This is a genomic window from Pseudovibrio sp. Tun.PSC04-5.I4, assembly GCF_900104145.1.
Classification (GTDB): Bacteria; Pseudomonadota; Alphaproteobacteria; order Rhizobiales; family Stappiaceae; genus Pseudovibrio.
In genome coordinates, this window is sequence record NZ_FNLB01000006.1 from 1,817,912 (window position 1) to 1,842,804 (window position 24,893).

Below are 24,893 nucleotides of genomic sequence, written 5' to 3' on the forward strand. Positions count from 1 at the left end.
TGAGGCCAGTTTGACGTCACAGCAAACAGCACAGTCGGCGCTTACACAGTGGTAGCCAGTGTTGGCGGTGTTGCAACAACAGCTGATTTCCCTCTGACAAATAGCGTCGGGGCCGCAGCCTCAATCACGGCCGACTCTGGGTCTCCTCAAGACGCAGTGATCTCAACCGCCTTTCAAATCCACTTGTTGTCACCGTCCGAGACAGCGGCAACAATCCGGTTCCAAATGAGACAGTCACCTTCACGGCGCCCTCAACCAATGCAAGTCTGGACCCTGACGTTCAAACAGAAACCACCGACGCTGCCGGTCAGATCAGTTTGAGCGTCACAGCAAACAGCACAGTCGGCGCTTACACAGTGGTAGCCAGTGTTGGCGGTGTTGCAACAACAGCTGATTTCCCTCTGACAAATAGCGTCGGGGCCGCAGCCTCAATCACGGCCGACTCTGGGTCTCCTCAAGACGCAGTGATCTCAACCGCCTTTCAAATCCACTTGTTGTCACCGTCCGAGACAGCGGCAACAATCCGGTTCCAAATGAGACAGTCACCTTCACGGCGCCCTCAACCAATGCAAGTCTGGACCCTGACGTTCAAACAGCAAACACAGACGCTGCCGGTCAGATCAGTTTGAGCGTCACAGCAAACAGCACAGTCGGCGCTTACACAGTGGTAGCCAGTGTTGGCGGTGTTGCAACAACAGCTGATTTCCCTCTGACAAATAGCGTCGGGGCCGCAGCCTCAATCACGGCCGACTCTGGGTCTCCTCAAGACGCAGTGATCTCAACCGCCTTTACAAATCCACTTGTTGTCACCGTCCGGACAGCGGCAACAATCCGGTTCCAAATGAGACAGTCACCTTCACGGCGCCCTCAACCAATGCAAGTCTGGACCCTGACGTTCAAACAGAAACCACCGACGCTGCCGGTCAGATCAGTTTGAGCGTCACAGCAAACAGCACAGTCGGCGCTTACACAGTGGTAGCCAGTGTTGGCGGTGTTGCAACAACAGCTGATTTCCCTCTGACAAATAGCGTCGGGGCCGCAGCCTCAATCACGGCCGACTCTGGGTCTCCTCAAGACGCAGTGATCTCAACCGCCTTTTCAAATCCACTTGTTGTCACCGTCCGAGACAGCGGCAACAATCCGGTTCCAAATGAGACAGTCACCTTCACGGCGCCCTCAACCAATGCAAGTCTGGACCCTGACGTTCAAACAGAAACCACAGACGCTGCCGGTCAGATCAGTTTGAGCGTCACAGCAAACAGCACAGTCGGCGCTTACACAGTGGTAGCCAGTGTTGGCGGTGTTGCAACAACAGCTGATTTCCCTCTGACAAATAGCGTCGGGGCCGCAGCCTCAATCACGGCCGACTCTGGGTCTCCTCAAGACGCAGTGATCTCAACCGCCTTTACAAATCCACTTGTTGTCACCGTCCGAGACAGCGGCAACAATCCGGTTCCAAATGAGACAGTCACCTTCACGGCGCCCTCAACCAATGCAAGTCTGGACCCTGACGTTCAAACAGAAACCACGACGCTGCCGGTCAGATCAGTTTGAGCGTCACAGCAAACAGCACAGTCGGCGCTTACACAGTGGTAGCCAGTGTTGGCGGTGTTGCAACAACAGCTGATTTCCCTCTGACAAATAGCGTCGGGGCCGCAGCCTCAATCACGGCCGACTCTGGGTCTCCTCAAGACGCAGTGATCTCAACCGCCTTTACAAATCCACTTGTTGTCACCGTCCGAGACAGCGGCAACAATCCGGTTCCAAATGAGACAGTCACCTTCACGGCGCCCTCAACCAATGCAAGTCTGGACCCTGACGTTCAAACAGAAACCACGACGCTGCCGGTCAGATCAGTTTGAGCGTCACAGCAAACAGCACAGTCGGCGCTTACACAGTGGTAGCCAGTGTTGGCGGTGTTGCAACAACAGCTGATTTCCCTCTGACAAATAGCGTCGGGGCCGCAGCCTCAATCACGGCCGACTCTGGGTCTCCTCAAGACGCAGTGATCTCAACCGCCTTTCAAATCCACTTGTTGTCACCGTCCGGACAGCGGCAACAATCCGGTTCCAAATGAGACAGTCACCTTCACGGCGCCCTCAACCAATGCAAGTCTGGACCCTGACGTTCAAACAGCAAACACAGACGCTGCCGGTCAGATCAGTTTGAGCGTCACAGCAAACAGCACAGTCGGCGCTTACACAGTGGTAGCCAGTGTTGGCGGTGTTGCAACAACAGCTGATTTCCCTCTGACAAATAGCGTCGGGGCCGCAGCCTCAATCACGGCCGACTCTGGGTCTCCTCAAGACGCAGTGATCTCAACCGCCTTTCAAATCCACTTGTTGTCACCGTCCGAGACAGCGGCAACAATCCGGTTCCAAATGAGACAGTCACCTTCACGGCGCCCTCAACCAATGCAAGTCTGGACCCTGACGTTCAAACAGAAACCACCGACGCTGCCGGTCAGATCAGTTTGAGCGTCACAGCAAACAGCACAGTCGGCGCTTACACAGTGGTAGCCAGTGTTGGCGGTGTTGCAACAACAGCTGATTTCCCTCTGACAAATAGCGTCGGGGCCGCAGCCTCAATCACGGCCGACTCTGGGTCTCCTCAAGACGCAGTGATCTCAACCGCCTTTTCAAATCCACTTGTTGTCACCGTCCGAGACAGCGGCAACAATCCGGTTCCAAATGAGACAGTCACCTTCACGGCGCCCTCAACCAATGCAAGTCTGGACCCTGACGTTCAAACAGCAAACACAGACGCTGCCGGTCAGATCAGTTTGAGCGTCACAGCAAACAGCACAGTCGGCGCTTACACAGTGGTAGCCAGTGTTGGCGGTGTTGCAACAACAGCTGATTTCCCTCTGACAAATAGCGTCGGGGCCGCAGCCTCAATCACGGCCGACTCTGGGTCTCCTCAAGACGCAGTGATCTCAACCGCCTTTTCAAATCCACTTGTTGTCACCGTCCGAGACAGCGGCAACAATCCGGTTCCAAATGAGACAGTCACCTTCACGGCGCCCTCAACCAATGCAAGTCTGGACCCTGACGTTCAAACAGAAACCACCGACGCTGCCGGTCAGATCAGTTTGAGCGTCACAGCAAACAGCACAGTCGGCGCTTACACAGTGGTAGCCAGTGTTGGCGGTGTTGCAACAACAGCTGATTTCCCTCTGACAAATAGCGTCGGGGCCGCAGCCTCAATCACGGCCGACTCTGGGTCTCCTCAAGACGCAGTGATCTCAACCGCCTTTTCAAATCCACTTGTTGTCACCGTCCGAGACAGCGGCAACAATCCGGTTCCAAATGAGACAGTCACCTTCACGGCGCCCTCAACCAATGCAAGTCTGGACCCTGACGTTCAAACAGAAACACAGACGCTGCCGGTCAGATCAGTTTGAGCGTCACAGCAAACAGCACAGTCGGCGCTTACACAGTGGTAGCCAGTGTTGGCGGTGTTGCAACAACAGCTGATTTCCCTCTGACAAATAGCGTCGGGGCCGCAGCCTCAATCACGGCCGACTCTGGGTCTCCTCAAGACGCAGTGATCTCAACCGCCTTTTCAAATCCACTTGTTGTCACCGTCCGAGACAGCGGCAACAATCCGGTTCCAAATGAGACAGTCACCTTCACGGCGCCCTCAACCAATGCAAGTCTGGACCCTGACGTTCAAACAGCAAACACAGACGCTGCCGGTCAGATCAGTTTGAGCGTCACAGCAAACAGCACAGTCGGCGCTTACACAGTGGTAGCCAGTGTTGGCGGTGTTGCAACAACAGCTGATTTCCCTCTGACAAATAGCGTCGGGGCCGCAGCCTCAATCACGGCCGACTCTGGGTCTCCTCAAGACGCAGTGATCTCAACCGCCTTTACAAATCCACTTGTTGTCACCGTCCGAGACAGCGGCAACAATCCGGTTCCAAATGAGACAGTCACCTTCACGGCGCCCTCAACCAATGCAAGTCTGGACCCTGACGTTCAAACAGAAACCACCGACGCTGCCGGTCAGATCAGTTTGAGCGTCACAGCAAACAGCACAGTCGGCGCTTACACAGTGGTAGCCAGTGTTGGCGGTGTTGCAACAACAGCTGATTTCCCTCTGACAAATAGCGTCGGGGCCGCAGCCTCAATCACGGCCGACTCTGGGTCTCCTCAAGACGCAGTGATCTCAACCGCCTTTACAAATCCACTTGTTGTCACCGTCCGAGACAGCGGCAACAATCCGGTTCCAAATGAGACAGTCACCTTCACGGCGCCCTCAACCAATGCAAGTCTGGACCCTGACGTTCAAACAGAAACCACCGACGCTGCCGGTCAGATCAGTTTGAGCGTCACAGCAAACAGCACAGTCGGCGCTTACACAGTGGTAGCCAGTGTTGGCGGTGTTGCAACAACAGCTGATTTCCCTCTGACAAATAGCGTCGGGGCCGCAGCCTCAATCACGGCCGACTCTGGGTCGCCTCAAGACGCAGTGATCTCAACCGCCTTTACAAATCCACTTGTTGTCACCGTCCGAGACAGCGGCAACAATCCGGTTCCAAATGAGACAGTCACCTTCACGGCGCCCTCAACCAATGCAAGTCTGGACCCTGACGTTCAAACAGAAACCACCGACGCTGCCGGTCAGATCAGTTTGAGCGTCACAGCAAACAGCACAGTCGGCGCTTACACAGTGGTAGCCAGTGTTGGCGGTGTTGCAACAACAGCTGATTTCCCTCTGACAAATAGCGTCGGGGCCGCAGCCTCAATCACGGCCGACTCTGGGTCTCCTCAAGACGCAGTGATCTCAACCGCCTTTGCAAATCCACTTGTTGTCACCGTCCGAGACAGCGGCAACAATCCGGTTCCAAATGAGACAGTCACCTTCACGGCGCCCTCAACCAATGCAAGTCTGGACCCTGACGTTCAAACAGAAACCACCGACGCTGCCGGTCAGATCAGTTTGAGCGTCACAGCAAACAGCACAGTCGGCGCTTACACAGTGGTAGCCAGTGTTGGCGGTGTTGCAACAACAGCTGATTTCCCTCTGACAAATAGCGTCGGGGCCGCAGCCTCAATCACGGCCGACTCTGGGTCTCCTCAAGATGCAGTGATCTCAACCGCCTTTACAAATCCACTTGTTGTCACCGTCCGAGACAGCGGCAACAATCCGGTTCCAAATGAGACAGTCACCTTCACGGCGCCCTCAACCAATGCAAGTCTGGACCCTGACGTTCAAACAGAAACCACCGACGCTGCCGGTCAGATCAGTTTGAGCGTCACAGCAAACAGCACAGTCGGCGCTTACACAGTGGTAGCCAGTGTTGGCGGTGTTGCAACAACAGCTGATTTCCCTCTGACAAATAGCGTCGGGGCCGCAGCCTCAATCACGGCCGACTCTGGGTCGCCTCAAGACGCAGTGATCTCAACCGCCTTTACAAATCCACTTGTTGTCACCGTCCGAGACAGCGGCAATAATCCGGTTCCAAATGAGACAGTCACCTTCACGGCGCCCTCAACCAATGCAAGTCTGGACCCTGACGTTCAAACAGAAACCACCGACGCTGCCGGTCAGATCAGTTTGAGCGTCACAGCAAACAGCACAGTCGGCGCTTACACAGTGGTAGCCAGTGTTGGCGGTGTTGCAACAACAGCTGATTTCCCTCTGACAAATAGCGTCGGGGCCGCAGCCTCAATCACGGCCGACTCTGGGTCTCCTCAAGACGCAGTGATCTCAACCGCCTTTACAAATCCACTTGTTGTCACCGTCCTGGACAGCGGCAACAATCCGGTTCCAAATGAGACAGTCACCTTCACGGCGCCCTCAACCAATGCAAGTCTGGACCCTGACGTTCAAACAGAAACCACCGACGCTGCCGGTCAGATCAGTTTGAGCGTCACAGCAAACAGCACAGTCGGCGCTTACACAGTGGTAGCCAGTGTTGGCGGTGTTGCAACAACAGCTGATTTCCCTCTGACAAATAGCGTCGGGGCCGCAGCCTCAATCACGGCCGACTCTGGGTCTCCTCAAGACGCAGTGATCTCAACCGCCTTTACAAATCCACTTGTTGTCACCGTCCTAGACAGCGGCAACAATCCGGTTCCAAATGAGACAGTCACCTTCACGGCGCCCTCAACCAATGCAAGTCTGGACCCTGACGTTCAAACAGCAAACACAGACGCGGCCGGTCAGATCAGTTTGAGCGTCACAGCAAACAGCACAGTCGGCGCTTACACAGTGGTAGCCAGTGTTGGCGGTGTTGCAACAACAGCTGATTTCCCTCTGACAAATAGCGTCGGGGCCGCAGCCTCAATCACGGCCGACTCTGGGTCTCCTCAAGACGCAGTGATCTCAACCGCCTTTGCAAATCCACTTGTTGTCACCGTCCGAGACAGCGGCAACAATCCGGTTCCAAATGAGACAGTCACCTTCACGGCGCCCTCAACCGGGCAAGTCTGACCCTGACGTTCAACAGCAACCACTGACGCCTCGGTGAGTCAGTTTAGCGTCACAGCAAACAGCACAGTCGGCGCTTACACAGTGGTAGCCAGTGTTGGCGGTGTTGCAACAACAGCTGATTTCCCTCTGACAAATAGCGTCGGGGCCGCAGCCTCAATCACGGCCGACTCTGGGTCTCCTCAAGACGCAGTGATCTCAACCGCCTTTACAAATCCACTTGTTGTCACCGTCCGAGACAGCGGCAACAATCCGGTTCCAAATGAGACAGTCACCTTCACGGCGCCCTCAACCAATGCAAGTCTGGACCCTGACGTTCAAACAGAAACCACCGACGCTGCCGGTCAGATCAGTTTGAGCGTCACAGCAAACAGCACAGTCGGCGCTTACACAGTGGTAGCCAGTGTTGGCGGTGTTGCAACAACAGCTGATTTCCCTCTGACAAATAGCGTCGGGGCCGCAGCCTCAATCTCTGCCGACTCTGGGTCTCCTCAAGACGCAGTGATCTCAACCGCCTTTTCAAATCCACTTGTTGTCACCGTCCGAGACAGCGGCAACAATCCGGTTCCAAATGAGACAGTCACCTTCACGGCGCCCTCAACCAATGCAAGTCTGGACCCTGACGTTCAAACAGAAACCACCGACGCTGCCGGTCAGATCAGTTTGAGCGTCACAGCAAACAGCACAGTCGGCGCTTACACAGTGGTAGCCAGTGTTGGCGGTGTTGCAACAACAGCTGATTTCCCTCTGACAAATAGCGTCGGGGCCGCAGCCTCAATCACGGCCGACTCTGGGTCCCTCAAGACGCAGTGATCTCAACCGCCTTTACAAATCCACTTGTTGTCACCGTCCGAGACAGCGGCAACAATCCGGTTCCAAATGAGACAGTCACCTTCACGGCGCCCTCAACCAATGCAAGTCTGGACCCTGACGTTCAAACAGAAACCACCGACGCTGCCGGTCAGATCAGTTTGAGCGTCACAGCAAACAGCACAGTCGGCGCTTACACAGTGGTAGCCAGTGTTGGCGGTGTTGCAACAACAGCTGATTTCCCTCTGACAAATAGCGTCGGGGCCGCAGCCTCAATCACGGCCGACTCTGGGTCTCCTCAAGACGCAGTGATCTCAACCGCCTTTACAAATCCACTTGTTGTCACCGTCCGAGACAGCGGCAACAATCCGGTTCCAAATGAGACAGTCACCTTCACGGCGCCCTCAACCAATGCAAGTCTGGACCCTGACGTTCAAACAGAAACCACCGACGCTGCCGGTCAGATCAGTTTGAGCGTCACAGCAAACAGCACAGTCGGCGCTTACACAGTGGTAGCCAGTGTTGGCGGTGTTGCAACAACAGCTGATTTCCCTCTGACAAATAGCGTCGGGGCCGCAGCCTCAATCACGGCCGACTCTGGGTCTCCTCAAGACGCAGTGATCTCAACCGCCTTTACAAATCCACTTGTTGTCACCGTCCGAGACAGCGGCAACAATCCGGTTCCAAATGAGACAGTCACCTTCACGGCGCCCTCAACCAATGCAAGTCTGGACCCTGACGTTCAAACAGAAACCACAGACGCTGCCGGTCAGATCAGTTTGAGCGTCACAGCAAACAGCACAGTCGGCGCTTACACAGTGGTAGCCAGTGTTGGCGGTGTTGCAACAACAGCTGATTTCCCTCTGACAAATAGCGTCGGGGCCGCAGCCTCAATCACGGCCGACTCTGGGTCTCCTCAAGACGCAGTGATCTCAACCGCCTTTACAAATCCACTTGTTGTCACCGTCCGAGACAGCGGCAACAATCCGGTTCCAAATGAGACAGTCACCTTCACGGCGCCCTCAACCAATGCAAGTCTGGACCCTGACGTTCAAACAGAAACCACCGACGCTGCCGGTCAGATCAGTTTGAGCGTCACAGCAAACAGCACAGTCGGCGCTTACACAGTGGTAGCCAGTGTTGGCGGTGTTGCAACAACAGCTGATTTCCCTCTGACAAATAGCGTCGGGGCCGCAGCCTCAATCACGGCCGACTCTGGGTCTCCTCAAGACGCAGTGATCTCAACCGCCTTTACAAATCCACTTGTTGTCACCGTCCGAGACAGCGGCAACAATCCGGTTCCAAATGAGACAGTCACCTTCACGGCGCCCTCAACCAATGCAAGTCTGGACCCTGACGTTCAAACAGAAACCACCGACGCTGCCGGTCAGATCAGTTTGAGCGTCACAGCAAACAGCACAGTCGGCGCTTACACAGTGGTAGCCAGTGTTGGCGGTGTTGCAACAACAGCTGATTTCCCTCTGACAAATAGCGTCGGGGCCGCAGCCTCAATCACGGCCGACTCTGGGTCTCCTCAAGACGCAGTGATCTCAACCGCCTTTCAAATCCACTTGTTGTCACCGTCCGAGACAGCGGCAACAATCCGGTTCCAAATGAGACAGTCACCTTCACGGCGCCCTCAACCAATGCAAGTCTGGACCCTGACGTTCAAACAGAAACCACCGACGCTGCCGGTCAGATCAGTTTGAGCGTCACAGCAAACAGCACAGTCGGCGCTTACACAGTGGTAGCCAGTGTTGGCGGTGTTGCAACAACAGCTGATTTCCCTCTGACAAATAGCGTCGGGGCCGCAGCCTCAATCACGGCCGACTCTGGGTCTCCTCAAGACGCAGTGATCTCAACCGCCTTTGCAAATCCACTTGTTGTCACCGTCCGAGACAGCGGCAACAATCCGGTTCCAAATGAGACAGTCACCTTCACGGCGCCCTCAACCTGCAAGTCTGACCCTGACGTTCAAACAGCAAACACAGACGCGCCGGTCAGATCAGTTTAGCGTCACAGCAAACAGCACAGTCGGCGCTTACACAGTGGTAGCCAGTGTTGGCGGTGTTGCAACAACAGCTGATTTCCCTCTGACAAATAGCGTCGGGGCCGCAGCCTCAATCACGGCCGACTCTGGGTCTCCTCAAGACGCAGTGATCTCAACCGCCTTTCAAATCCACTTGTTGTCACCGTCCGAGACAGCGGCAACAATCCGGTTCCAAATGAGACAGTCACCTTCACGGCGCCCTCAACCAATGCAAGTCTGGACCCTGACGTTCAACAGAACCACGACGCTGCCGGTCAGATCAGTTTGAGCGTCACAGCAAACAGCACAGTCGGCGCTTACACAGTGGTAGCCAGTTTGGCGGTGTTGCAACAACAGCTGATTTCCCTCTGACAAATAGCGTCGGGGCCGCAGCCTCAATCACGGCCGACTCTGGGTCCCTCAAGACGCAGTGATCTCAACCGCCTTTACAAATCCACTTGTTGTCACCGTCCGAGACAGCGGCAAAATCCGGTTCCAAATGAGACAGTCACCTTCACGGCGCCCTCACCTGCAAGTCTGACCCTGCGTTCAAACAGAAACCACGACGCTCGGTCAGATCAGTTTGACGTCACAGCAAACAGCACAGTCGGCGCTTACACAGTGGTAGCCAGTGTTGGCGGTGTTGCAACAACAGCTGATTTCCCTCTGACAAATAGCGTCGGGGCCGCAGCCTCAATCACGGCCGACTCTGGGTCTCCTCAAGACGCAGTGATCTCAACCGCCTTTGCAAATCCACTTGTTGTCACCGTCCTGGACAGCGGCACCAATCCGGTTCCAAATGTGGTTGTCACCTTCACGGCGCCCTCAAACGGGGCAAGTCTGAGCTCTGACGTTCAAACAGAAACCACCGACGCTGCCGGTCAGATCAGTTTCATCGTCACAGCAAACAGCACAGTCGGCGCTTACACAGTGGAAGCCAGTGTTGTCGGTGGTGCAACAACAGCTGATTTCTCTCTGACAAATACCGTCGGGGCCGCAGCCACAATCTCTGCCGACTCTGGGTCTCCTCAAGACGCAGTGATCTCAACCGCCTTTGCAAATCCACTTGTTGTCACCGTCCTGGACAGCGGCACCAATCCGGTTCCAAATGTGGTTGTCACCTTCACGGCGCCCTCAAACGGGGCAAGTCTGAGCTCTGACGTTCAAACAGAAACCACCGACGCTGCCGGTCAGATCAGTTTGAGCGTCACAGCAAACAGCACAGTCGGCGCTTACACAGTGGAAGCCAGTGTTGTCGGTGGTGCAACAACAGCTGATTTCTCTCTGACAAATACCGTCGGGGCCGCAGCCACAATCACGGCCGACTCTGGGTCTCCTCAAGACGCAGTGATCTCAACCGCCTTTGCAAATCCACTTGTTGTCACCGTCCTGGACAGCGGCACCAATCCGGTTCCAAATGTGGTTGTCACCTTCACGGCGCCCTCAAACGGGGCAAGTCTGAGCTCTGACGTTCAAACAGAAACCACCGACGCTGCCGGTCAGATCAGTTTCATCGTCACAGCAAACAGCACAGTCGGCGCTTACACAGTGGTAGCCAGTGTTGTCGGTGGTGCAACAACAGCTGATTTCTCTCTGACAAATACCGTCGGGGCCGCAGCCACAATCACGGCCGACTCTGGGTCTCCTCAAGACGCAGTGATCTCAACCGCCTTTGCAAATCCACTTGTTGTCACCGTCCTGGACAGCGGCACCAATCCGGTTCCAAATGTGGTTGTCACCTTCACGGCGCCCTCAAACGGGGCAAGTCTGAGCTCTGACGTTCAAACAGAAACCACCGACGCGGCCGGTCAGATCAGTTTCATCGTCACAGCAAACAGCACAGTCGGCGCTTACACAGTGGAAGCCAGTGTTGTCGGTGGTGCAACAACAGCTGATTTCTCTCTGACAAATACCGTCGGGGCCGCAGCCACAATCACGGCCGACTCTGGGTCTCCTCAAGACGCAGTGATCTCAACCGCCTTTGCAAATCCACTTGTTGTCACCGTCCTGGACAGCGGCACAAATCCGGTTCCAAATGTGGTTGTCACCTTCACGGCGCCCTCAAACGGGGCAAGTCTGAGCTCTGACGTTCAAACAGAAACCACCGACGCTGCCGGTCAGATCAGTTTCATCGTCACAGCAAACAGCACAGTCGGCGCTTACACAGTGGAAGCCAGTGTTGTCGGTGGTGCAACAACAGCTGATTTCTCTCTGACAAATACCGTCGGGGCCGCAGCCACAATCACGGCCGACTCTGGGTCTCCTCAAGACGCAGTGATCTCAACCGCCTTTGCAAATCCACTTGTTGTCACCGTCCTGGACAGCGGCACCAATCCGGTTCCAAATGTGGTTGTCACCTTCACGGCGCCCTCAAACGGGGCAAGTCTGGACCCTGCCACTGACACAGCAATCACCAACGCCTCTGGTGTGGCCAGTTTAGACGTCACAGCAAACAGCACATCTGGCGGGCCTTACACAGTCAATGCCAGTGTTGGCGTTGTTACTGAAACAGCTGATTTCTCTCTGACCAACGGTCGTGATAGTGCAGCAGACATCGCACGCACAAAAGCAGTTATCGCCGAATTTATTAGTACACGTGCAAATCAGATCGTTGCAGAACAACCCAAGCTGGTTCAGAGATTAAAGGCGGGGAAATTCGGTCAACAGAAAGGCCTTAACAGCTTATACTACGACGTTTCTTCCGCCCGTAAGCAAGCTTCATTCCAGTTCAGCTATGCAGCCTTCAGAACCAAAATGAACTCTCTCAATAACGGGCTTGCAACAAAGGCGACAAATAGGATTGTGAATGGTTTCAATCTTGTGGGGCAAGCCAGTCCTGATGCGAAGTTGGGCTGGGCTGCTGAAACGGGTCCTAACGATGCTACATCTGCAATAAATACTCTTGATTCCGGTAGTGATCCCTCAAGTGGCTCCTCCTCAGGCTTTGATATCTGGGCGCAAGGATCTTACGTCCGTGTCGAAAACAATAATTTTGAAAGCAACAACGGTTTGTTTTTTGCCGGTGTCGATTACCGTTACGAAGACACATTGCTTTTAGGTTTCATGACACAGTTGGATATTTCTGAGGTCGACAATAGTGCCGCGACAACATCCGCAAGAGGTGTGGGCTGGATGTTCGGTCCATATGCTGTCGTTCAACTACAGCCTAATCTCTACCTGGATGGACAGGTAACATATGGTCGATCCAATAATGATGTAAACGCATTGGGCTTGGGTTTTGACAACTTCGACACAGAACGATTACTGTTGCAGGCAGGTTTAACTGGCGACTTCAATCTTGACGCTCTAACTCTAAATCCCTTCGCACGATTGACATATTATTTTGAAAAACAGGAGGAATATGTCGATAGGCTCGGAAATACAATTCCTGATCAAGCCTTCACACTGGGGAGCTTGGAGTTTGGCCCGCGAGTTACCTATGAATACCTAAGTGAAAACGGGTATCAGCTTACTTCCTTTCTCTCCATTTCCGGCATTTATGACTTCAACCGCTTGACCAGCGGCGTGCCAATTGATGCAACGCTTGCCTCTGCTGATGGAAACTTCAGAGCCCGATTTGAGGGAGGTGTAGCAATTACAATCCCTAATCCAAAGATACGCATCCTCGGCGAAGGGTTCTATGATGGGATTGGAGTGTCGGATTACGAAGCCTATGGCGGTAAACTCAGCCTGAGCATCAAATTTTAGCGAGGAGCCAAAAAACAGACCTTGATGGCTGCAATATTACCCACGTCTGCCAGTACCATGAGCTTGCCCAGGCACTTGGCTTCGACCCGCTCACGCGGGTCATCCCTGACTTTCAGCTGAGGAAAATAATACTTGCGCAGCGTCGGCGCAGTGGCGCCCAAAGCTGAATTGATTTCATTCTGCGTTATTTCATACGCAATTAACTATCTGATAAGTCTAAGTTATTCGTTAGTTGCCCTGTGAGGAGGGCGCCCTCGTTATCCAAAACCCTCATGTATTGGATCGCCAAGCAGCTCAAAATTAAGGTTTGCAAAAAAAATCTCTCCGTAAATATGCATCCGGTTAAAGTCTTGAGCCCCCCGGACTTTTGACCCACCCCCCCACTCTGACAGATCAGGGGTCAGCTGCGTGTGTGCCGCGCCTTGGCCGCTTTTCGCTTGTGACACCCGATGCACAGGAGCTGGATGTTCGCCGGATCCAGATCAGACCCGCCGTGAATGGTTTGGAAATTTACCATTAAAAGCCTTCGCGCCAACTCCGCCTTTCAGCGTCTTAGTTGACTGAGCCTTGTCTTCGGCACGCTCTGTTATAGTAGCAACTCTGGTTGCCCAGACTCCGAAGATCCACGATGATCGTCCTGTCGGGATAAATGGTTAACGAAGTTCCACCTCGTCAACTGGCACAATTACCTTTGTGGTTCGACCAAACGCTTCCAGCTCCACTTTTAACGTTTGTCCTCCCGCTCTGAGTTCGCTCACCACACCCTTGAGTGTAGCCCCAACTCCAGCAACCAGCAGGATATCACTGCCCACGCTAAAGACCTGACCGTTCACTGCCTTTTTTCCGAACTGAGCATCACAGGCTGTTTCCAGAATACGAAGCATCTCAGCGAGAGGTACACGGTGGGGAGGCTGCTCAAGGGAACTTGCTAAAATCTTTTCCACACCGTCGCAGGACCGTACCTGATCGCAGCTCACCCGCACATTAAAGTCCAAACCAACGAACAGATAACTGGGAAACATGGGCTGGCTTGCATCTATGGTTTTGTTAATGTGCTTAGGCCTTCGTAGCACAGGTATCTTCGGCAGGTAGGCAATCGCACCCGTGGCAGTGATACTAGCTTGTGCTCGATCCTCACAATTTGGATTGGTTCGCACCACAATCCATTCCAGTGAAGATTTCGTCATCAAAGCTCGTAGCAGCATGTAGTCCTGCTCAAGAGCCTTATTGCCCGCATTGGGTGCTGTCATCTTCATTCAGCCGCCTCCTGAGTTGCCGTTGTCTCACCCGTTAACCGAGCACATACATCCTCAAATCTCGCCAGCGCCGCTCTCACAGCCTCAAGCGTTGATGGGAATTCCTCAGTAAGCAGCTTGGGCATGTACACCCATTCCGGTAGATCCCGATCAGGCCCAAACCATGGCCAGCCACGCTCGCCGTGGAGCTGCTTCCAAGCCTGCCAGATATCGTTACCAACCCTGACTTGCAAAAACTCATCAGCAAGCGGAACCAGCTTTCCTTTCACGGTCAGTCCACCACCTCGGCGGGCGGCATGGTTGTGCATATCCACCACCCGAGGCCACCCATACAATGCCAACCGCCGGAGCTTTTCAGCCTCGGCTTGTTCTCCTCCACCATTGAGGATTCCCTCGATAGTCGCGGGTGGTTTCGGCATCGAATTGGGAGGATTCAGCAGGTCAGCGAACCGGTAAACGCCCCAAATCTTGCCGTATGCCTTCGCAAGCTCAACAGAACCACCGTTGCTCGCGGCGTTTGCTGGAAGCTTCTCCCAGAGCTTTTCCGAAAGGTAATTCGCGAACACCCGGAATTTAGTTCGCCCTTGCCGTTTGCAAACGGCAACGTACGCATTCAGCATTTTGCTCGCCTGCTCTCGATCCTCCGATGAAAGAGCAAACCATGCTTTTTCAGCATCCTTATTGCCATCGCTTTCATAGCTCGGCCACCTTTCATGAGCCTTTTTCAGCCTTCGCATCCACGTTTCACGAGTGACAGTGCCGTTATTGTCATTTTTATCACTCTCGCCATCGCGCGCGCATTTTCTCTCTTGGACTGGTATTGGATTGTTAAGTGGACTGTTCTTATCTTGGTCCACCTCGTGCACCACCTTAGGTCCACCACGTGCACCACCTTCACCCACCTCGTGCACCACCTTTTTTAAGGGAGGTGGTCCACCACGTGCACCGCCTTTTTCCTCAAACTCCGCATTTTTAACAATACGCTCGGAAGTACTTGGGGCAACTAAATCATGCTCTGGCCACCGTGCCACATACTCTTGGCGCTTCCATCTTTGCCCTCGAAAACCATGCTGTGAGACCTCAATCCAACCAGCTTCCTTTGCTATGTCGATATGCTTCAAAACTGCGTTCTTGCTAAAGCCGCTGTACTCCACCAAGTCTTCTATGGAAGGGTAGCAACTCTCTCCAACCGCATTCATGAACATGCTCAGAGCTTGCAATACTGCTCTTGTCGGACCCGGAAGATCAGACTTGCAGAAAGCTTGCCGCCAGCTCCAGGCCTTTCGTACTTCGCTCATGCCCAGCCCTCCACTTCCATCTCGGGAAACTTGGGCATGTATTCGTTCCGCTTCAGTTTCTCTCCTAATGGGCCATACTTGCGAACTCCCAGCCAGCCACCACGCTCTGCATGTCTAAGATGCTTGATCACTATCGGCATGCTCAGATTGGTATGGCGCGCTAGATCCCGAACCGAAGGCGAGCAAACCTCGCCAACGTCCTCTGCAAACAGGCTGACCGCGTGCAACACCAGATTAGTGCTGGAAGGCAGATGACTACGCGAAAACTCACGTCGCCATTCTGTGAGATTTTGGAAATCACGCATTACAAACCTCCAGTGTTTCAGGGAGAGAAAACAAGGGGCCAGGTTGCTCCGCAACAACTTGAGGAGCGCTGGCCAACTTAAGGTCACTTAGTTTGGAAAAACGTTTTTTGGAGTAAGGAGGGATCCAGACAAGCTTCGTGGAACTTGTCGCCTGTTCGGTACGCCAGATAATCCAGCAATAAGCCGTCGCCGTTCCACCCTTTGGGTCATAGTGCCCTTTGTGGATGGCTACTCTTTCAGCAAAAACGGCCACAGTATCTGGCGGTTGTTCCATAAACAGCGTTGCAACACGGTCAATGGTTTCCAGCCACCGCAGAGGCATCAACATAGCAACGCCGCGCTTGGGTTTATGGGCTAGAGCACGTTCAACAAACTGCTGAGCCAACAAACCAAAAGGCGGGTTGGTTATGATCCAATCAAAGGCCTCAAGCGGGAACTGCCATTCAGGGAGGATAGTCAGGAAGTCCCAAGCCTCCCCGTGAGCATCCCCAAAACCACGATTGAAGAGATCAGAGGCACTAACATGGTCGAAATAGTCTCTAAGCGGAATAGCCATGTGCCCGCCGCCGCAGGCAGGTTCCCACGCATTGAGAGGCTCACAACCGTCCTCTCCGACACTTTTTAATCCCAGTATCAACTCACAAAGAACCCGCGTTGCCCATGGCGGAGTGGGGAAGTAATCGTCCGTGCCGCTTGGTTCGGTGCGGGAGGCCATGACTGAGCGGGCGTTTTTAGGAGAGGTCATGCAACATCCCCCCCAACCAATTCCACTGATAGACGCCCAGGCAATTGCGTGCTGCAATCGTCATCGCAAAAAGATGCCGAGAGCCTCGCTGGATGCGCCAACAAAGCAGGACCCTCTGCACACACTGGCAACCCGAGGAAAGGAACTGCCAGCATGAGTGATACGGAAGTTGAACAAGTCAAATGCGTAACAACAACTCTTAGCGACAAAAAAGTAGAATTTGAGAAACGGCTAGAGGGTTTGTCTAAAACTAAAGAGCGAATTATGAAACAGCTAGAGAGTTTGGCAAAAATTGATAAGCGAATTAAGAAACAGCTACAGAACTCTATTGAAGTCGACGAGCAGGTTAAAAAACAGCTTGAGAGTTTTAAGATAGCTAAGAAGCATCTAGAGAGCTTTTCTATTGCAGGCCAGCGATTTGAAAAACGGCTAGAGAGTTTGTCTAAAACTGAAGAGCTAACTAAGAAACTGCTAGAGAGTTCTTCTAAAGCTGACGTGGAGATCATATCAAGCACCTTTTAAGGAGCTTAATAGTAAAAAAGCACCACTTCGCGCGCCATTGCACAGTGCTGCTAGTACCCGCCAGCACAAAGGAAAGCAGATGTGAGATTGCAATGCCCATCACCCCTCTCCATCTTCATTGGAGATGGAGGCTTTGTAGGCGGTGTGATACTTCGCGTATTCCTTCTGCGCGACTTCAAACATGCCGACGATGCGGCAGTGTTCGGCTGGGGTAATCTCCCAGTCCACAGCTGCTTCTGAAGCTGCTTTGATGGCATCGCACGCCGCCCGGACCATATCGAGAGCACAAGCTGCTGGGGTTTTGTTGGTTTTCACACTGAGCTGGCGAGATGTATAGCCTAGGCTTCGAAGGTGCTCCAGAGCGAATACCGGCTCAAGACCAATTGAAACCAGCTCCTCCTCCAGTTTTAAAAGGCTCATGAGAGTCAGGTTTCCCGGCTCTTTCACATCAGGCCATTTCTTGATAGTCGACAGCCCTAGATCAAGAAAGCTCGCGGTACACTCCTGCCCGCCGAAGGCTTTGATGAGCTCTTTGGTCTGACGACATACCCAGACCTTGCGACCAATATCTGTTCTGGAGATGCTCATGTGTACCCTGTCCCTTCCAAAAGCCCAATGACCTGTTGAGGATCAGACGCTAGGTTGATAGGCAAGAACAAAGGTCTGACAGAGAAAGCTGTTTCAGAGCACTTGTTCTCAATCATGGAGTTCTCGGTCACTGTTGTAAGTGAGAGCAGCAGATCCATGAGCCAGCGACCAACTGCTTCCCATAGGCCGATGCCTGCAAAAATAAAGCTCATTCGATACTCAGCAGATGCCCATAACATCACTTGCTGGTTGAGCAGGCATCGCTCGTTTCCAGTTGAAGAGTGATCTGGGTAAAGGGTTACAATGCTCCTGCCCAAGTTGATCGAGTGCGTCAAACCACGCTGCGGGAAACAATCCTTTCTGCTCAGCCGCATAAACAGCACCATCCCTGACGCCTAGAGCTTCCTTGATTGCGTCACGGCCTAAAACACTAACGATGTCACGAACGTTATCCTTGAGTTAGTATTTACAAATTATTTGTTACTTAGCAAGTACAAATTCTTTTTAGGTGCAAATTTTTTGTAATATGGGATTTATATAGGCATGGAACAACCAATAGAATCATCAAACAAAAATGTCTCCGAGCGCCTCAAATGGCTTAGAGAGCACTACAACATTTCAACGAAGGAGCTTGCAACCAGCATCGGCGCAAGCTATTCGCAAATGGCAAATTGGGAAAACGGAACACAGCGCCTCTCACTCAAAGGCGCTTTAGCGATCAATAGTTGCTATGGAACGTCATTAGACTTTCTTTTTTTAGGAAGAGCTGAGACGTTACCAACAACAATGGCAAAAGCATGGGCATCCAGACCCCGGGTCAGCGACTCCAAAAAGTCCATTGACAACCCAGAAATATGAGCCATTGCCACTAACTGTGACAGTTTTAATGCATCGGTCATACCACCCCCCAGACAGCGCCTAGTGAAGACATATGCAAACCCAATAAACCGAAAAAACAAACTTGAAGTTAGCCCCAATTAATTCAGCCCACATATTTAGACTTACTTTTAATTGAATTAACTAAGGAAAAACAACTACTTGTACATAACTGAATTTGCTATTAACCCTCCCGCAACAGACACTTAAACATCAGTTCAACTCACCTATTACTCAGATTCAGAAATCTGACCACCGGCCACTATACGCACAAATGCATTTTACGTGCAAAAATTGTTCAATAACAGATATTAGTCGAAGACCTGCCAATCCGCCTTTTCAGCAAAAAACTTTCTGTTAATCACCCCACTCTTGGACAGATGTCAACAAGAAGAATAATGACAAAGCAGCATCAAAAAATATATATTTTTACAAATATTTTGCAATACTTTTATTGACATTACAAATTTTCTGTATTTAAAATATCTCCAATAGCTTACATTTTTGGAGATCCTAATGCTTAGCGCCCAGATCATCCCGTTTCCCGCACTTCTCAAGACCAAGCCGCTCCGTGTCGTAAGGGCCGCTGCTGAAATCGGTAAAGAGGCACTCGTTATCTCCTCTGAAACACATTCAGACGTCTGCTTTGCCCGCGATGACTTGCGTGAAATGATCAAGCTCTTCCCGGACAACCATGCTGCCATAGCAAACCGCGTCTACGCCCTGCGCGAAACTTTCGATAATGCCCAAACAGCATTCACAAAGCTGCTTCAACAAATGGGCCGCACCTGAACCACACTGCGCATAGCGTTTGCGTTCATACCAAATCCTAGCCAAGGAACCCTATCATGGCAGATGCAGACGGCGTTGCAGCCGATCAACTCAAAGCCTTTATCGAGCGCATTGAGCGCTTGGAAGAAGAGAAGAAGATCCTCACAGACGACATCAAAGTTGTTTACGCGGAAGCCAAAGGCAACGGCTTTGACGTGAAAGCCATGCGCAAAATTGTTTCCCTACGTAAACTCAAACCACATGACAGAGAAGAAGCAGAAGCCATCCTAGATCTCTACCTCCACGCCCTCGGCATGGCCGGACCCAGCAGCTAAGCCTCCTCCTCCCTCAGTAACCATGCAAGAGGAACAGACCCATGAATAGCATTGATAATGACGTATTTAGTGATCGCTGCAACGTACCTCTGTTCCTCTTTAGCGAGGCAATGAAGCTGGCAGTACTGGTTGTTTTGGGTATCGGACTTCTCCATTTTGCACCCGCTCTCGATGACGAGTTAAACCAAGCCAAACTGCAGAGTATTCTCTCAAATTTTATCGCCGTTCAAGTAACCACTTTTGAAGCCCAGACCAACCATTGAGAGAGAACCATGATTTCTTCTGATCAGACCATTTTAGTACGTACCCGACAGGGTATGAGCTTCAACCGGATCGCCCAGATTTATGGGGTCTCGAAGTGTCATGTCGGTGCAATCTATTCCGCTGCCAAGGGCCTCCCCGCTGCTTTCCCCGCTCCCAAACGGGAGGAAAGGCAGAGAGCAATGTGCCCCATATTCTTTGAAATGCCGCTGGATGCACAAGACATTGTGCTTGAGGTCAAGATGAACAACGGAACATCGCTTGATGCGATCTTTCGGGCAAATAACAACAGCCCAACAGCAACGTCATCTCGCAGGCAGCTCTTTTATAATCTGGCAGACAAGCTTGGCTGGTCCGTACCCACGATAGCAACAAACACACAATACTCAGAACAATGTGTGAGAACAGCAATCAAAGAACACTGCAAGGCAAATAATCTCCCTCAGCCAGCATCATATCGGACCAGAACACGAGAGGTAAACCATGCCCTATAATCCGGTGTTCTTGCCGCTGATTTGCTGCGTCAACCTAATGAGGATGTGGCAGATCTGCTTGCTCAGCAGGCAACCAGTTCGCTATGGCAGCTCCTTGCAACAGGTGGACAAACAATGCCTTACATGAAAAACCGCAATACAGAGCTGTTGAAGGAGCATTTTTCCAATCTAGGCATAACACTTACGACTAGATGTGTTTACGCAATTCATATGGCGGTATTCGGTGTTGATACTCAACTTTCCGACATTGCGAACTGGGTGATGTCGGACGACGGTGCCCGCCGGACCCCAAATCTAGGTCGAGTGTCGCTTTTGCAACTGGAAAGAGAGTTTATTAAATCGCTCCCTCAGTCCAGCAGCGTAAAACAACGAAATAGATCATCTGCAAAGTCAGCTCAATGTTGTGACTGTGCCTTTTTTGACGTTTCCTCGACATCAATGGCGGGAGGAATTTGTAGGCGACATGTACCCAGGCCGATATTGGGTGTGCAAGGTATCCAACACCACACAGGAGATTATTGCTGTCCGACTTGGCCGCAGGTAATGCCATTCGATTTTTGCGGTGATTTCGTGATGTCGCTTGGCGTGAATTTACTTCCTGAGACATAAGAGGGGCCATGATGAGACTGGAAACAGAAGTCAATCCTATTCACATCGGCATTAAGTTGACAAGGAACCCTGAAGCCTTTGCAGAAGCCCTAACAGCCATTGCAGTTAACGCCGACAGCGACCTAGCGAAAAAGGTAAAAGAGCACGTGCCGGACGCCCTGCGTGACCGCACAGTAGATATGCTTGAAAAGCTCATGGTCGAATTTTCCACCTAAACCCAGTGGGGAGCAAATGTTGAATAGCAAACCTCACCAATTAAACATTACGCCCCGCGGATTCAGTAGAGTAGCTGCAGCACTGTATATTGGTGTTTGTACTAGCTTGTTTGATGAAATGGTAATGGAGGGATTTATGCCAAAACCGCGCATTATGAACACGAAGAAAGTTTGGGACATCCGAGATCTGGACAAAGCTTTCGATGAACTTCCTTACTCAAACCACCCCACGACATCGTCAGTCAACGATATTCCAAGGGACTTTGTGTAACCATGGCTCCGATCAAAATTCGAGGCATACACACTGAGCGGGACAGGCACGGCAAGATACGTCGGTATTTTCGGAAAGACAGAAAGTCACACCGCATTCGTTTAAGAGGAGAGCCGGGAACGCAAGCCTTTCTAGATGAGGTGGCCCGCGCACAGCTTGGCCTCACAAAAACAAACGAAAAAGCAAAATCTAGGAAGAGCATTTTAAAAACACAAGGTACCTTCGGGTGGCTCATAGAAGAGTATCTCAGCCGCGTTGGTTCAACTTTGGCCAAATCCACACGAGATCAAAAACGGCGTGTACTAACAACAATCAGCGATGAGACGTGCCTCAGCACTTCTGAAACTCCTTTACGGGATATAGACTATATGGGCTTGCGCAAGGCTCACATCACAAAACTACGCGATCAAAAGGCCGACAAGCCAGAGGCCGCAAACCATCGAGTGAAGGCTCTATCCGCGCTTTTCGAATGGGCATGCGGAGAAGCTGGGCTTTCTAAATTAAACCCAGCTCATGGTGTTAAGAAATTCAAAGCAAGCAAGTCCGGCCACCACACTTGGACGCACGATGAAATGGAGCAGTTTGTCGCTCATCACAAGCCAGGTTCGAGAGCCCACCTATGTTTCTTGATCATTAGATGTACGGGTTTGCGGATATCAGATGTATCGAGACTTGGGCCAAAGCACCTTTATTGTGACCCAGAAACCGAATTACAGCATTTCAAAATAGCAACAAAGAAAAACGAGAATAACACTTCAACGGTGATCGATATGCCTATGCTCCCACCATTAGCTGCCGCAATTAAAGGCCTCGATCATCAAGCCACATTCATAGAAACACAGTGGGGCAAACAATACTCAATCAAGGGACTAGGAAATCGCTTCAGTGATTGGTGCAATCAGGCCGGTTTGCCACATTGCGCCGCGCATGGAATCCGAAAAGCGGATGCCGTTATTGCTGCCGAACAAGGCGCAACCGCCCACGAACTCATGAGCATGTTTGGTTGGGAAAAGCTGAGCACCGCAGAGATTTATACGCGAAAAGCAGACAATAAGAAATTGAGCAGAACAGGCTCCTCAAAGCTGCTAAGAAAGTGAGGGATTCGATCTAACTAACTCCATGTCTTCTGGTGGGTAGTTTTTCCCTCACCTCTGTCCTAACTAATTGATAAGTCTAAATTGCATCGCTCCGGCAGAGGCCTCCACTACACTTTTTCCCCATTGAAATCGTTGAAGAAATCCACGATAATTGACCCACATATAAGTATGCATAATTAGGTGGGTCAAAATGTGTTCCCCATTTATTCTTTCCACTGCTATCTTGATTCATGAATAACGGGCCAATTTTTCTTCCATATTTCCCGGCAAATAGTCTCTGCCCCACTTTCATAAAGTCCTCCTGCGTAATTTATGCCGAAGAATTATCTGCCTTCTTGACGCGACTATACTGATAAACAAAGTTTGCAATGTCAGTGACTGGCGGCTGGCAAACCAAGCGGTCTATCAATGCAAGTATCTGTGTTTTCAAATGTCTGATTTTGTGGGGAGGCATAGGTTCTCACGGCACTTCATTACAATGGGGTGTATGGCAGTGGAGCTGCCTACGACTGAAGTGACTGAATGCGCAGTTGATGCAACTGATATAGTTGATCAGCTGCCGCTCTCTCCGAGCGCCAATCACAAATATAATTGCACGATATCAACGTAATCGCTGTTTCAATAACACCTCGACTTTACGAATTGTCAAAATTCCAAGGCAGAAGGTCTTTAAGCTTGTTTTGTTGTGACCTTGGGCGATTTTGGTCAGAGTATCATCCCATATAGGCGTGCGGATTTATACCGTACAGTTTGCACATCTCGATGACCGATGCGAGTATGGCCCAGTTCTGAGCACCAGCAACGTGGCCTGCAAAGAGTGAATTTTCCCGATTTAATGCAGTTTGCCATTAATCTGGATCACTCAAACTGTTTTCTCTTTTTGTTTATACGCGTATTCCTATTCGAAAATCGCGCCAATCTTTCGGGAATACGCCTTAAAGCACTTGTTGTGAACGGCTTCCTTGAGTTGCCGGGTCATCATCTGGACATCATCCTTGTTCAGCACAAGTTCCTGAGCCAATTCGCTCAAAGTCTTCTCGCCACGGATAGCAGCTAGCGCAACTTTCGCCTAAAAAAGCAGGGCTATTATTACGCGAGGTCGTCTACTCATAGGAATCTCTTGTTCTTGATATAATGCCTAGTTCAATAGCTAAATTCACTTAGCTCAACTGTAAAAATACATAAACTAACTCTCCATAAGTATATCTTTCAATATTAGATTATAATTTTCAAGAAATATGAATTAATACTATATTAATGTTTATGTTGGTGCATGCTTAGTTACGAATGACAATTCTACTTAATATTTGTGAAAAATTACAAGTCATTATCCAGCAATATAGCATCATTAGTTTAGTTAAGTACTTGAGTGATACATGTTGGAGCAGTAATGGCACAAATTGTGAATAATGCATGGCATGCTTGGTTTAAAGGGTGCGGTAAGAACGTCGCAACTCTTGATCTACTATCCGATTTTTCAGTAATATTTTTGGGGCTTTGGCTGGTTCCAACCATAGCAGATGTTGTCGCTTTGGTTGGAACAGACTACACAACTCTACATTCTAGTCTATGCGCACCAGATGCGCTGCCCAAAAAGATCTCGCTGGACAGTGAGTTTCGCCAATTTTTGCCATCAACTGCTATTTATAAGGACGTTCCGATTGAGATATCGGACAGTCCTCTGGATATCCAGATAATTGGTGCACCTGCCACCACGGGGTTATCTTCTTTTGCCGCTAACATTACCTTAGCGCGAAGCGTAACCGGGTTTAGTGTGGATGACATTACTGACACCAATGGCACGGTCCCTTCCTTAACAGGGCGCCGTGTTTCTTATCGCGCACCGATTTCTCCGAATGGCTTAGGAGATGTGGCACTCAGCATACCGCCTAATGGGGCGAGCGGCACGGATGCCATACATGCTGCTAAAGACGAAGATATTGCTACCCATGACAATGCAGAGACTGGACCTGACTATTTTTATACCCAAGGTACCAGACAAGGTATAGCAACGACCGCGACCGAATTCGGATATGCGCTGGATCGAGTGCCACTTTATGGCTCTACCACTTCAGGGTTCATAGGGCAGACATCTGTCACGTATTTTACTGCTCCCGCACCACAAAACAGCACAGATCCGTTCATTGAGACCCTCACTTTTGCGGAGGCTGCTAAATGAAGGCTCTTTTCAAACAATATATAATTAAATGCTTTTTGCTAGTTTCCCTTGTTTTGTTGGCGGCTTCCGCTCCCGCTTCCGCTCAG

33 protein-coding genes are annotated in these 24,893 nt (G+C 51.4%); 25 read left to right on the plus strand and 8 right to left on the minus strand.

All coding sequences use genetic code 11. The annotated features are described in order from the left end of the window. Positions 1-48 precede the first annotated feature (48 nt). From BLS62_RS32190 to BLS62_RS31060, 15 genes are all read left to right on the plus strand, one after another. On the plus strand, positions 49-321 hold the full coding sequence (locus BLS62_RS32190) for a hypothetical protein (protein WP_093181553.1): 273 nt from the start codon (positions 49-51) through the stop codon (positions 319-321). Further along, positions 318-629 (plus strand): hypothetical protein, encoded by a 312-nt coding sequence (locus BLS62_RS32195; RefSeq protein WP_093181556.1) that lies wholly within the window; start codon positions 318-320, stop codon positions 627-629. The genes BLS62_RS32190 and BLS62_RS32195 overlap by 4 nt, the downstream gene beginning before the upstream one ends. After that, positions 626-937 carry a hypothetical protein gene (locus tag BLS62_RS13420; protein ID WP_093181559.1) on the plus strand — a complete coding sequence of 104 codons (312 nt, stop codon included), beginning with the start codon at positions 626-628 and terminating at the stop codon, positions 935-937. The genes BLS62_RS32195 and BLS62_RS13420 overlap by 4 nt, the downstream gene beginning before the upstream one ends. Further along, positions 934-1,554 carry an Ig-like domain-containing protein gene (locus BLS62_RS13425; protein ID WP_143521554.1) on the plus strand — a complete coding sequence of 207 codons (621 nt, stop codon included), beginning with the start codon at positions 934-936 and terminating at the stop codon, positions 1,552-1,554. Before BLS62_RS13420 ends, BLS62_RS13425 begins: the two co-directional genes overlap by 4 nt. Then, positions 1,551-1,862, plus strand: coding sequence for a hypothetical protein (locus BLS62_RS13430; RefSeq protein ID WP_093181565.1), 312 nt, complete (start codon positions 1,551-1,553; stop codon positions 1,860-1,862). Before BLS62_RS13425 ends, BLS62_RS13430 begins: the two co-directional genes overlap by 4 nt. Next, complete coding sequence (locus tag BLS62_RS13435) at positions 1,859-2,077, plus strand: hypothetical protein (protein WP_093181568.1); 219 nt, start codon at positions 1,859-1,861, stop codon at positions 2,075-2,077. The genes BLS62_RS13430 and BLS62_RS13435 overlap by 4 nt, the downstream gene beginning before the upstream one ends. An 88-nt stretch (positions 2,078-2,165) precedes the next feature. Then, the gene (locus BLS62_RS13440; RefSeq protein WP_093177093.1) at positions 2,166-2,477 is read left to right on the plus strand and encodes a hypothetical protein; all 312 of its coding nucleotides are present in this window, start codon (positions 2,166-2,168) and stop codon (positions 2,475-2,477) included. Then, entirely contained in the window at positions 2,474-3,403 is a 930-nt protein-coding gene (locus BLS62_RS13445) for an Ig-like domain-containing protein (protein ID WP_093181571.1), read from the plus strand. The genes BLS62_RS13440 and BLS62_RS13445 overlap by 4 nt, the downstream gene beginning before the upstream one ends. Continuing rightward, a complete protein-coding gene (locus BLS62_RS13450; RefSeq protein ID WP_093181574.1) occupies positions 3,400-6,441 on the plus strand; it encodes a beta strand repeat-containing protein in 3,042 nt (1,013 codons plus the stop codon). The genes BLS62_RS13445 and BLS62_RS13450 overlap by 4 nt, the downstream gene beginning before the upstream one ends. A 33-nt stretch (positions 6,442-6,474) precedes the next feature. Then, positions 6,475-7,251, plus strand: a complete 777-nt coding sequence (locus BLS62_RS13455) for an Ig-like domain-containing protein (protein WP_093181577.1) — start codon at positions 6,475-6,477, stop codon at positions 7,249-7,251. After that, positions 7,248-8,957, plus strand: coding sequence for an Ig-like domain-containing protein (locus BLS62_RS13460; RefSeq protein ID WP_093181580.1), 1,710 nt, complete (start codon positions 7,248-7,250; stop codon positions 8,955-8,957). Before BLS62_RS13455 ends, BLS62_RS13460 begins: the two co-directional genes overlap by 4 nt. Further along, a complete protein-coding gene (locus tag BLS62_RS13465) occupies positions 8,954-9,262 on the plus strand; it encodes a hypothetical protein (protein ID WP_093181583.1) in 309 nt (102 codons plus the stop codon). Before BLS62_RS13460 ends, BLS62_RS13465 begins: the two co-directional genes overlap by 4 nt. Beyond that, positions 9,171-9,566: a hypothetical protein gene (locus BLS62_RS32200; RefSeq protein WP_244283586.1), complete on the plus strand. Its 396-nt coding sequence runs from the start codon at positions 9,171-9,173 to the stop codon at positions 9,564-9,566. Before BLS62_RS13465 ends, BLS62_RS32200 begins: the two co-directional genes overlap by 92 nt. A 332-nt stretch (positions 9,567-9,898) precedes the next feature. After that, positions 9,899-12,985, plus strand: a complete 3,087-nt coding sequence (locus BLS62_RS13475) for a beta strand repeat-containing protein (protein WP_093181588.1) — start codon at positions 9,899-9,901, stop codon at positions 12,983-12,985. Positions 12,986-13,352: 367 nt separating this feature from the next. Beyond that, positions 13,353-13,505, plus strand: coding sequence for a hypothetical protein (locus tag BLS62_RS31060; protein ID WP_159436467.1), 153 nt, complete (start codon positions 13,353-13,355; stop codon positions 13,503-13,505). Between the two features lie 133 nt (positions 13,506-13,638). On the opposite strand, the gene BLS62_RS13480 is transcribed toward BLS62_RS31060, so the two are convergent. From BLS62_RS13480 to BLS62_RS13495, 4 genes are read right to left on the minus strand one after another with little or no spacing between them, the layout of a single operon-like run. Next, a complete protein-coding gene (locus BLS62_RS13480) occupies positions 13,639-14,241 on the minus strand; it encodes a transcription termination/antitermination NusG family protein (RefSeq protein WP_093177006.1) in 603 nt (200 codons plus the stop codon). Beyond that, positions 14,238-15,539 carry a helix-turn-helix domain-containing protein gene (locus BLS62_RS13485; protein WP_093181591.1) on the minus strand — a complete coding sequence of 434 codons (1,302 nt, stop codon included), beginning with the start codon at positions 15,537-15,539 and terminating at the stop codon, positions 14,238-14,240. Before BLS62_RS13485 ends, BLS62_RS13480 begins: the two co-directional genes overlap by 4 nt. Further along, positions 15,536-15,844 carry a helix-turn-helix domain-containing protein gene (locus BLS62_RS13490; RefSeq protein ID WP_093181595.1) on the minus strand — a complete coding sequence of 103 codons (309 nt, stop codon included), beginning with the start codon at positions 15,842-15,844 and terminating at the stop codon, positions 15,536-15,538. Before BLS62_RS13490 ends, BLS62_RS13485 begins: the two co-directional genes overlap by 4 nt. Continuing rightward, on the minus strand, positions 15,837-16,589 hold the full coding sequence (locus tag BLS62_RS13495; protein WP_093181598.1) for a DNA methyltransferase family protein: 753 nt from the start codon (positions 16,587-16,589) through the stop codon (positions 15,837-15,839). Before BLS62_RS13495 ends, BLS62_RS13490 begins: the two co-directional genes overlap by 8 nt. A 153-nt stretch (positions 16,590-16,742) precedes the next feature. Here BLS62_RS13495 and BLS62_RS13500 point away from each other — a divergent pair, with 153 nt between their 5' ends. Continuing rightward, positions 16,743-17,111 carry a hypothetical protein gene (locus BLS62_RS13500; RefSeq protein WP_093181601.1) on the plus strand — a complete coding sequence of 123 codons (369 nt, stop codon included), beginning with the start codon at positions 16,743-16,745 and terminating at the stop codon, positions 17,109-17,111. A 99-nt stretch (positions 17,112-17,210) separates the two neighbouring features. Here BLS62_RS13500 and BLS62_RS13505 read toward each other — a convergent pair whose 3' ends face one another. Together BLS62_RS13505 and BLS62_RS30785 are read right to left on the minus strand one after the other, a co-directional pair. Further along, positions 17,211-17,699: a hypothetical protein gene (locus tag BLS62_RS13505; RefSeq protein WP_093181604.1), complete on the minus strand. Its 489-nt coding sequence runs from the start codon at positions 17,697-17,699 to the stop codon at positions 17,211-17,213. Beyond that, positions 17,696-17,911 (minus strand): hypothetical protein, encoded by a 216-nt coding sequence (locus BLS62_RS30785; protein WP_143521555.1) that lies wholly within the window; start codon positions 17,909-17,911, stop codon positions 17,696-17,698. Before BLS62_RS30785 ends, BLS62_RS13505 begins: the two co-directional genes overlap by 4 nt. Before the next feature lie 331 nt (positions 17,912-18,242). Here BLS62_RS30785 and BLS62_RS13515 point away from each other — a divergent pair, with 331 nt between their 5' ends. The 8 genes from BLS62_RS13515 to BLS62_RS13550 all read left to right on the plus strand — a co-directional run bounded on the left by BLS62_RS13515 (position 18,243) and on the right by BLS62_RS13550 (position 22,628). Then, positions 18,243-18,557 carry a helix-turn-helix transcriptional regulator gene (locus BLS62_RS13515; protein WP_093181609.1) on the plus strand — a complete coding sequence of 105 codons (315 nt, stop codon included), beginning with the start codon at positions 18,243-18,245 and terminating at the stop codon, positions 18,555-18,557. Between the two features lie 534 nt (positions 18,558-19,091). Next, positions 19,092-19,367, plus strand: coding sequence for a hypothetical protein (locus BLS62_RS13520; protein WP_093181612.1), 276 nt, complete (start codon positions 19,092-19,094; stop codon positions 19,365-19,367). 56 nt (positions 19,368-19,423) lie between these two features. Further along, complete coding sequence (locus BLS62_RS13525; protein WP_093181615.1) at positions 19,424-19,681, plus strand: DUF2312 domain-containing protein; 258 nt, start codon at positions 19,424-19,426, stop codon at positions 19,679-19,681. A gap of 41 nt (positions 19,682-19,722) precedes the next feature. Then, positions 19,723-19,944 carry a hypothetical protein gene (locus tag BLS62_RS13530; RefSeq protein ID WP_093181617.1) on the plus strand — a complete coding sequence of 74 codons (222 nt, stop codon included), beginning with the start codon at positions 19,723-19,725 and terminating at the stop codon, positions 19,942-19,944. Between the two features lie 9 nt (positions 19,945-19,953). Beyond that, positions 19,954-20,436, plus strand: coding sequence for a hypothetical protein (locus BLS62_RS13535; protein ID WP_093181620.1), 483 nt, complete (start codon positions 19,954-19,956; stop codon positions 20,434-20,436). Positions 20,437-21,053: 617 nt separating this feature from the next. Further along, positions 21,054-21,260: a hypothetical protein gene (locus BLS62_RS13540; RefSeq protein ID WP_143521556.1), complete on the plus strand. Its 207-nt coding sequence runs from the start codon at positions 21,054-21,056 to the stop codon at positions 21,258-21,260. Positions 21,261-21,396: 136 nt separating this feature from the next. Then, positions 21,397-21,531 (plus strand): hypothetical protein, encoded by a 135-nt coding sequence (locus tag BLS62_RS32580; protein WP_280141838.1) that lies wholly within the window; start codon positions 21,397-21,399, stop codon positions 21,529-21,531. A 368-nt stretch (positions 21,532-21,899) separates the two neighbouring features. Then, entirely contained in the window at positions 21,900-22,628 is a 729-nt protein-coding gene (locus BLS62_RS13550; protein ID WP_159436540.1) for a tyrosine-type recombinase/integrase, read from the plus strand. Between the two features lie 76 nt (positions 22,629-22,704). Here BLS62_RS13550 and BLS62_RS30790 read toward each other — a convergent pair whose 3' ends face one another. Both BLS62_RS30790 and BLS62_RS32585 read right to left on the minus strand, forming a co-directional pair. Further along, a complete protein-coding gene (locus BLS62_RS30790) occupies positions 22,705-22,920 on the minus strand; it encodes a hypothetical protein (protein WP_143521557.1) in 216 nt (71 codons plus the stop codon). A 606-nt stretch (positions 22,921-23,526) separates the two neighbouring features. Then, positions 23,527-23,658 (minus strand): hypothetical protein, encoded by a 132-nt coding sequence (locus BLS62_RS32585; RefSeq protein ID WP_280141820.1) that lies wholly within the window; start codon positions 23,656-23,658, stop codon positions 23,527-23,529. A gap of 360 nt (positions 23,659-24,018) precedes the next feature. Between BLS62_RS32585 and BLS62_RS13560 the strand changes: the two genes are divergently transcribed. Then, positions 24,019-24,807, plus strand: coding sequence for a hypothetical protein (locus BLS62_RS13560; protein ID WP_093181632.1), 789 nt, complete (start codon positions 24,019-24,021; stop codon positions 24,805-24,807). The last annotated feature ends 86 nt before the right edge of the window (positions 24,808-24,893 follow it).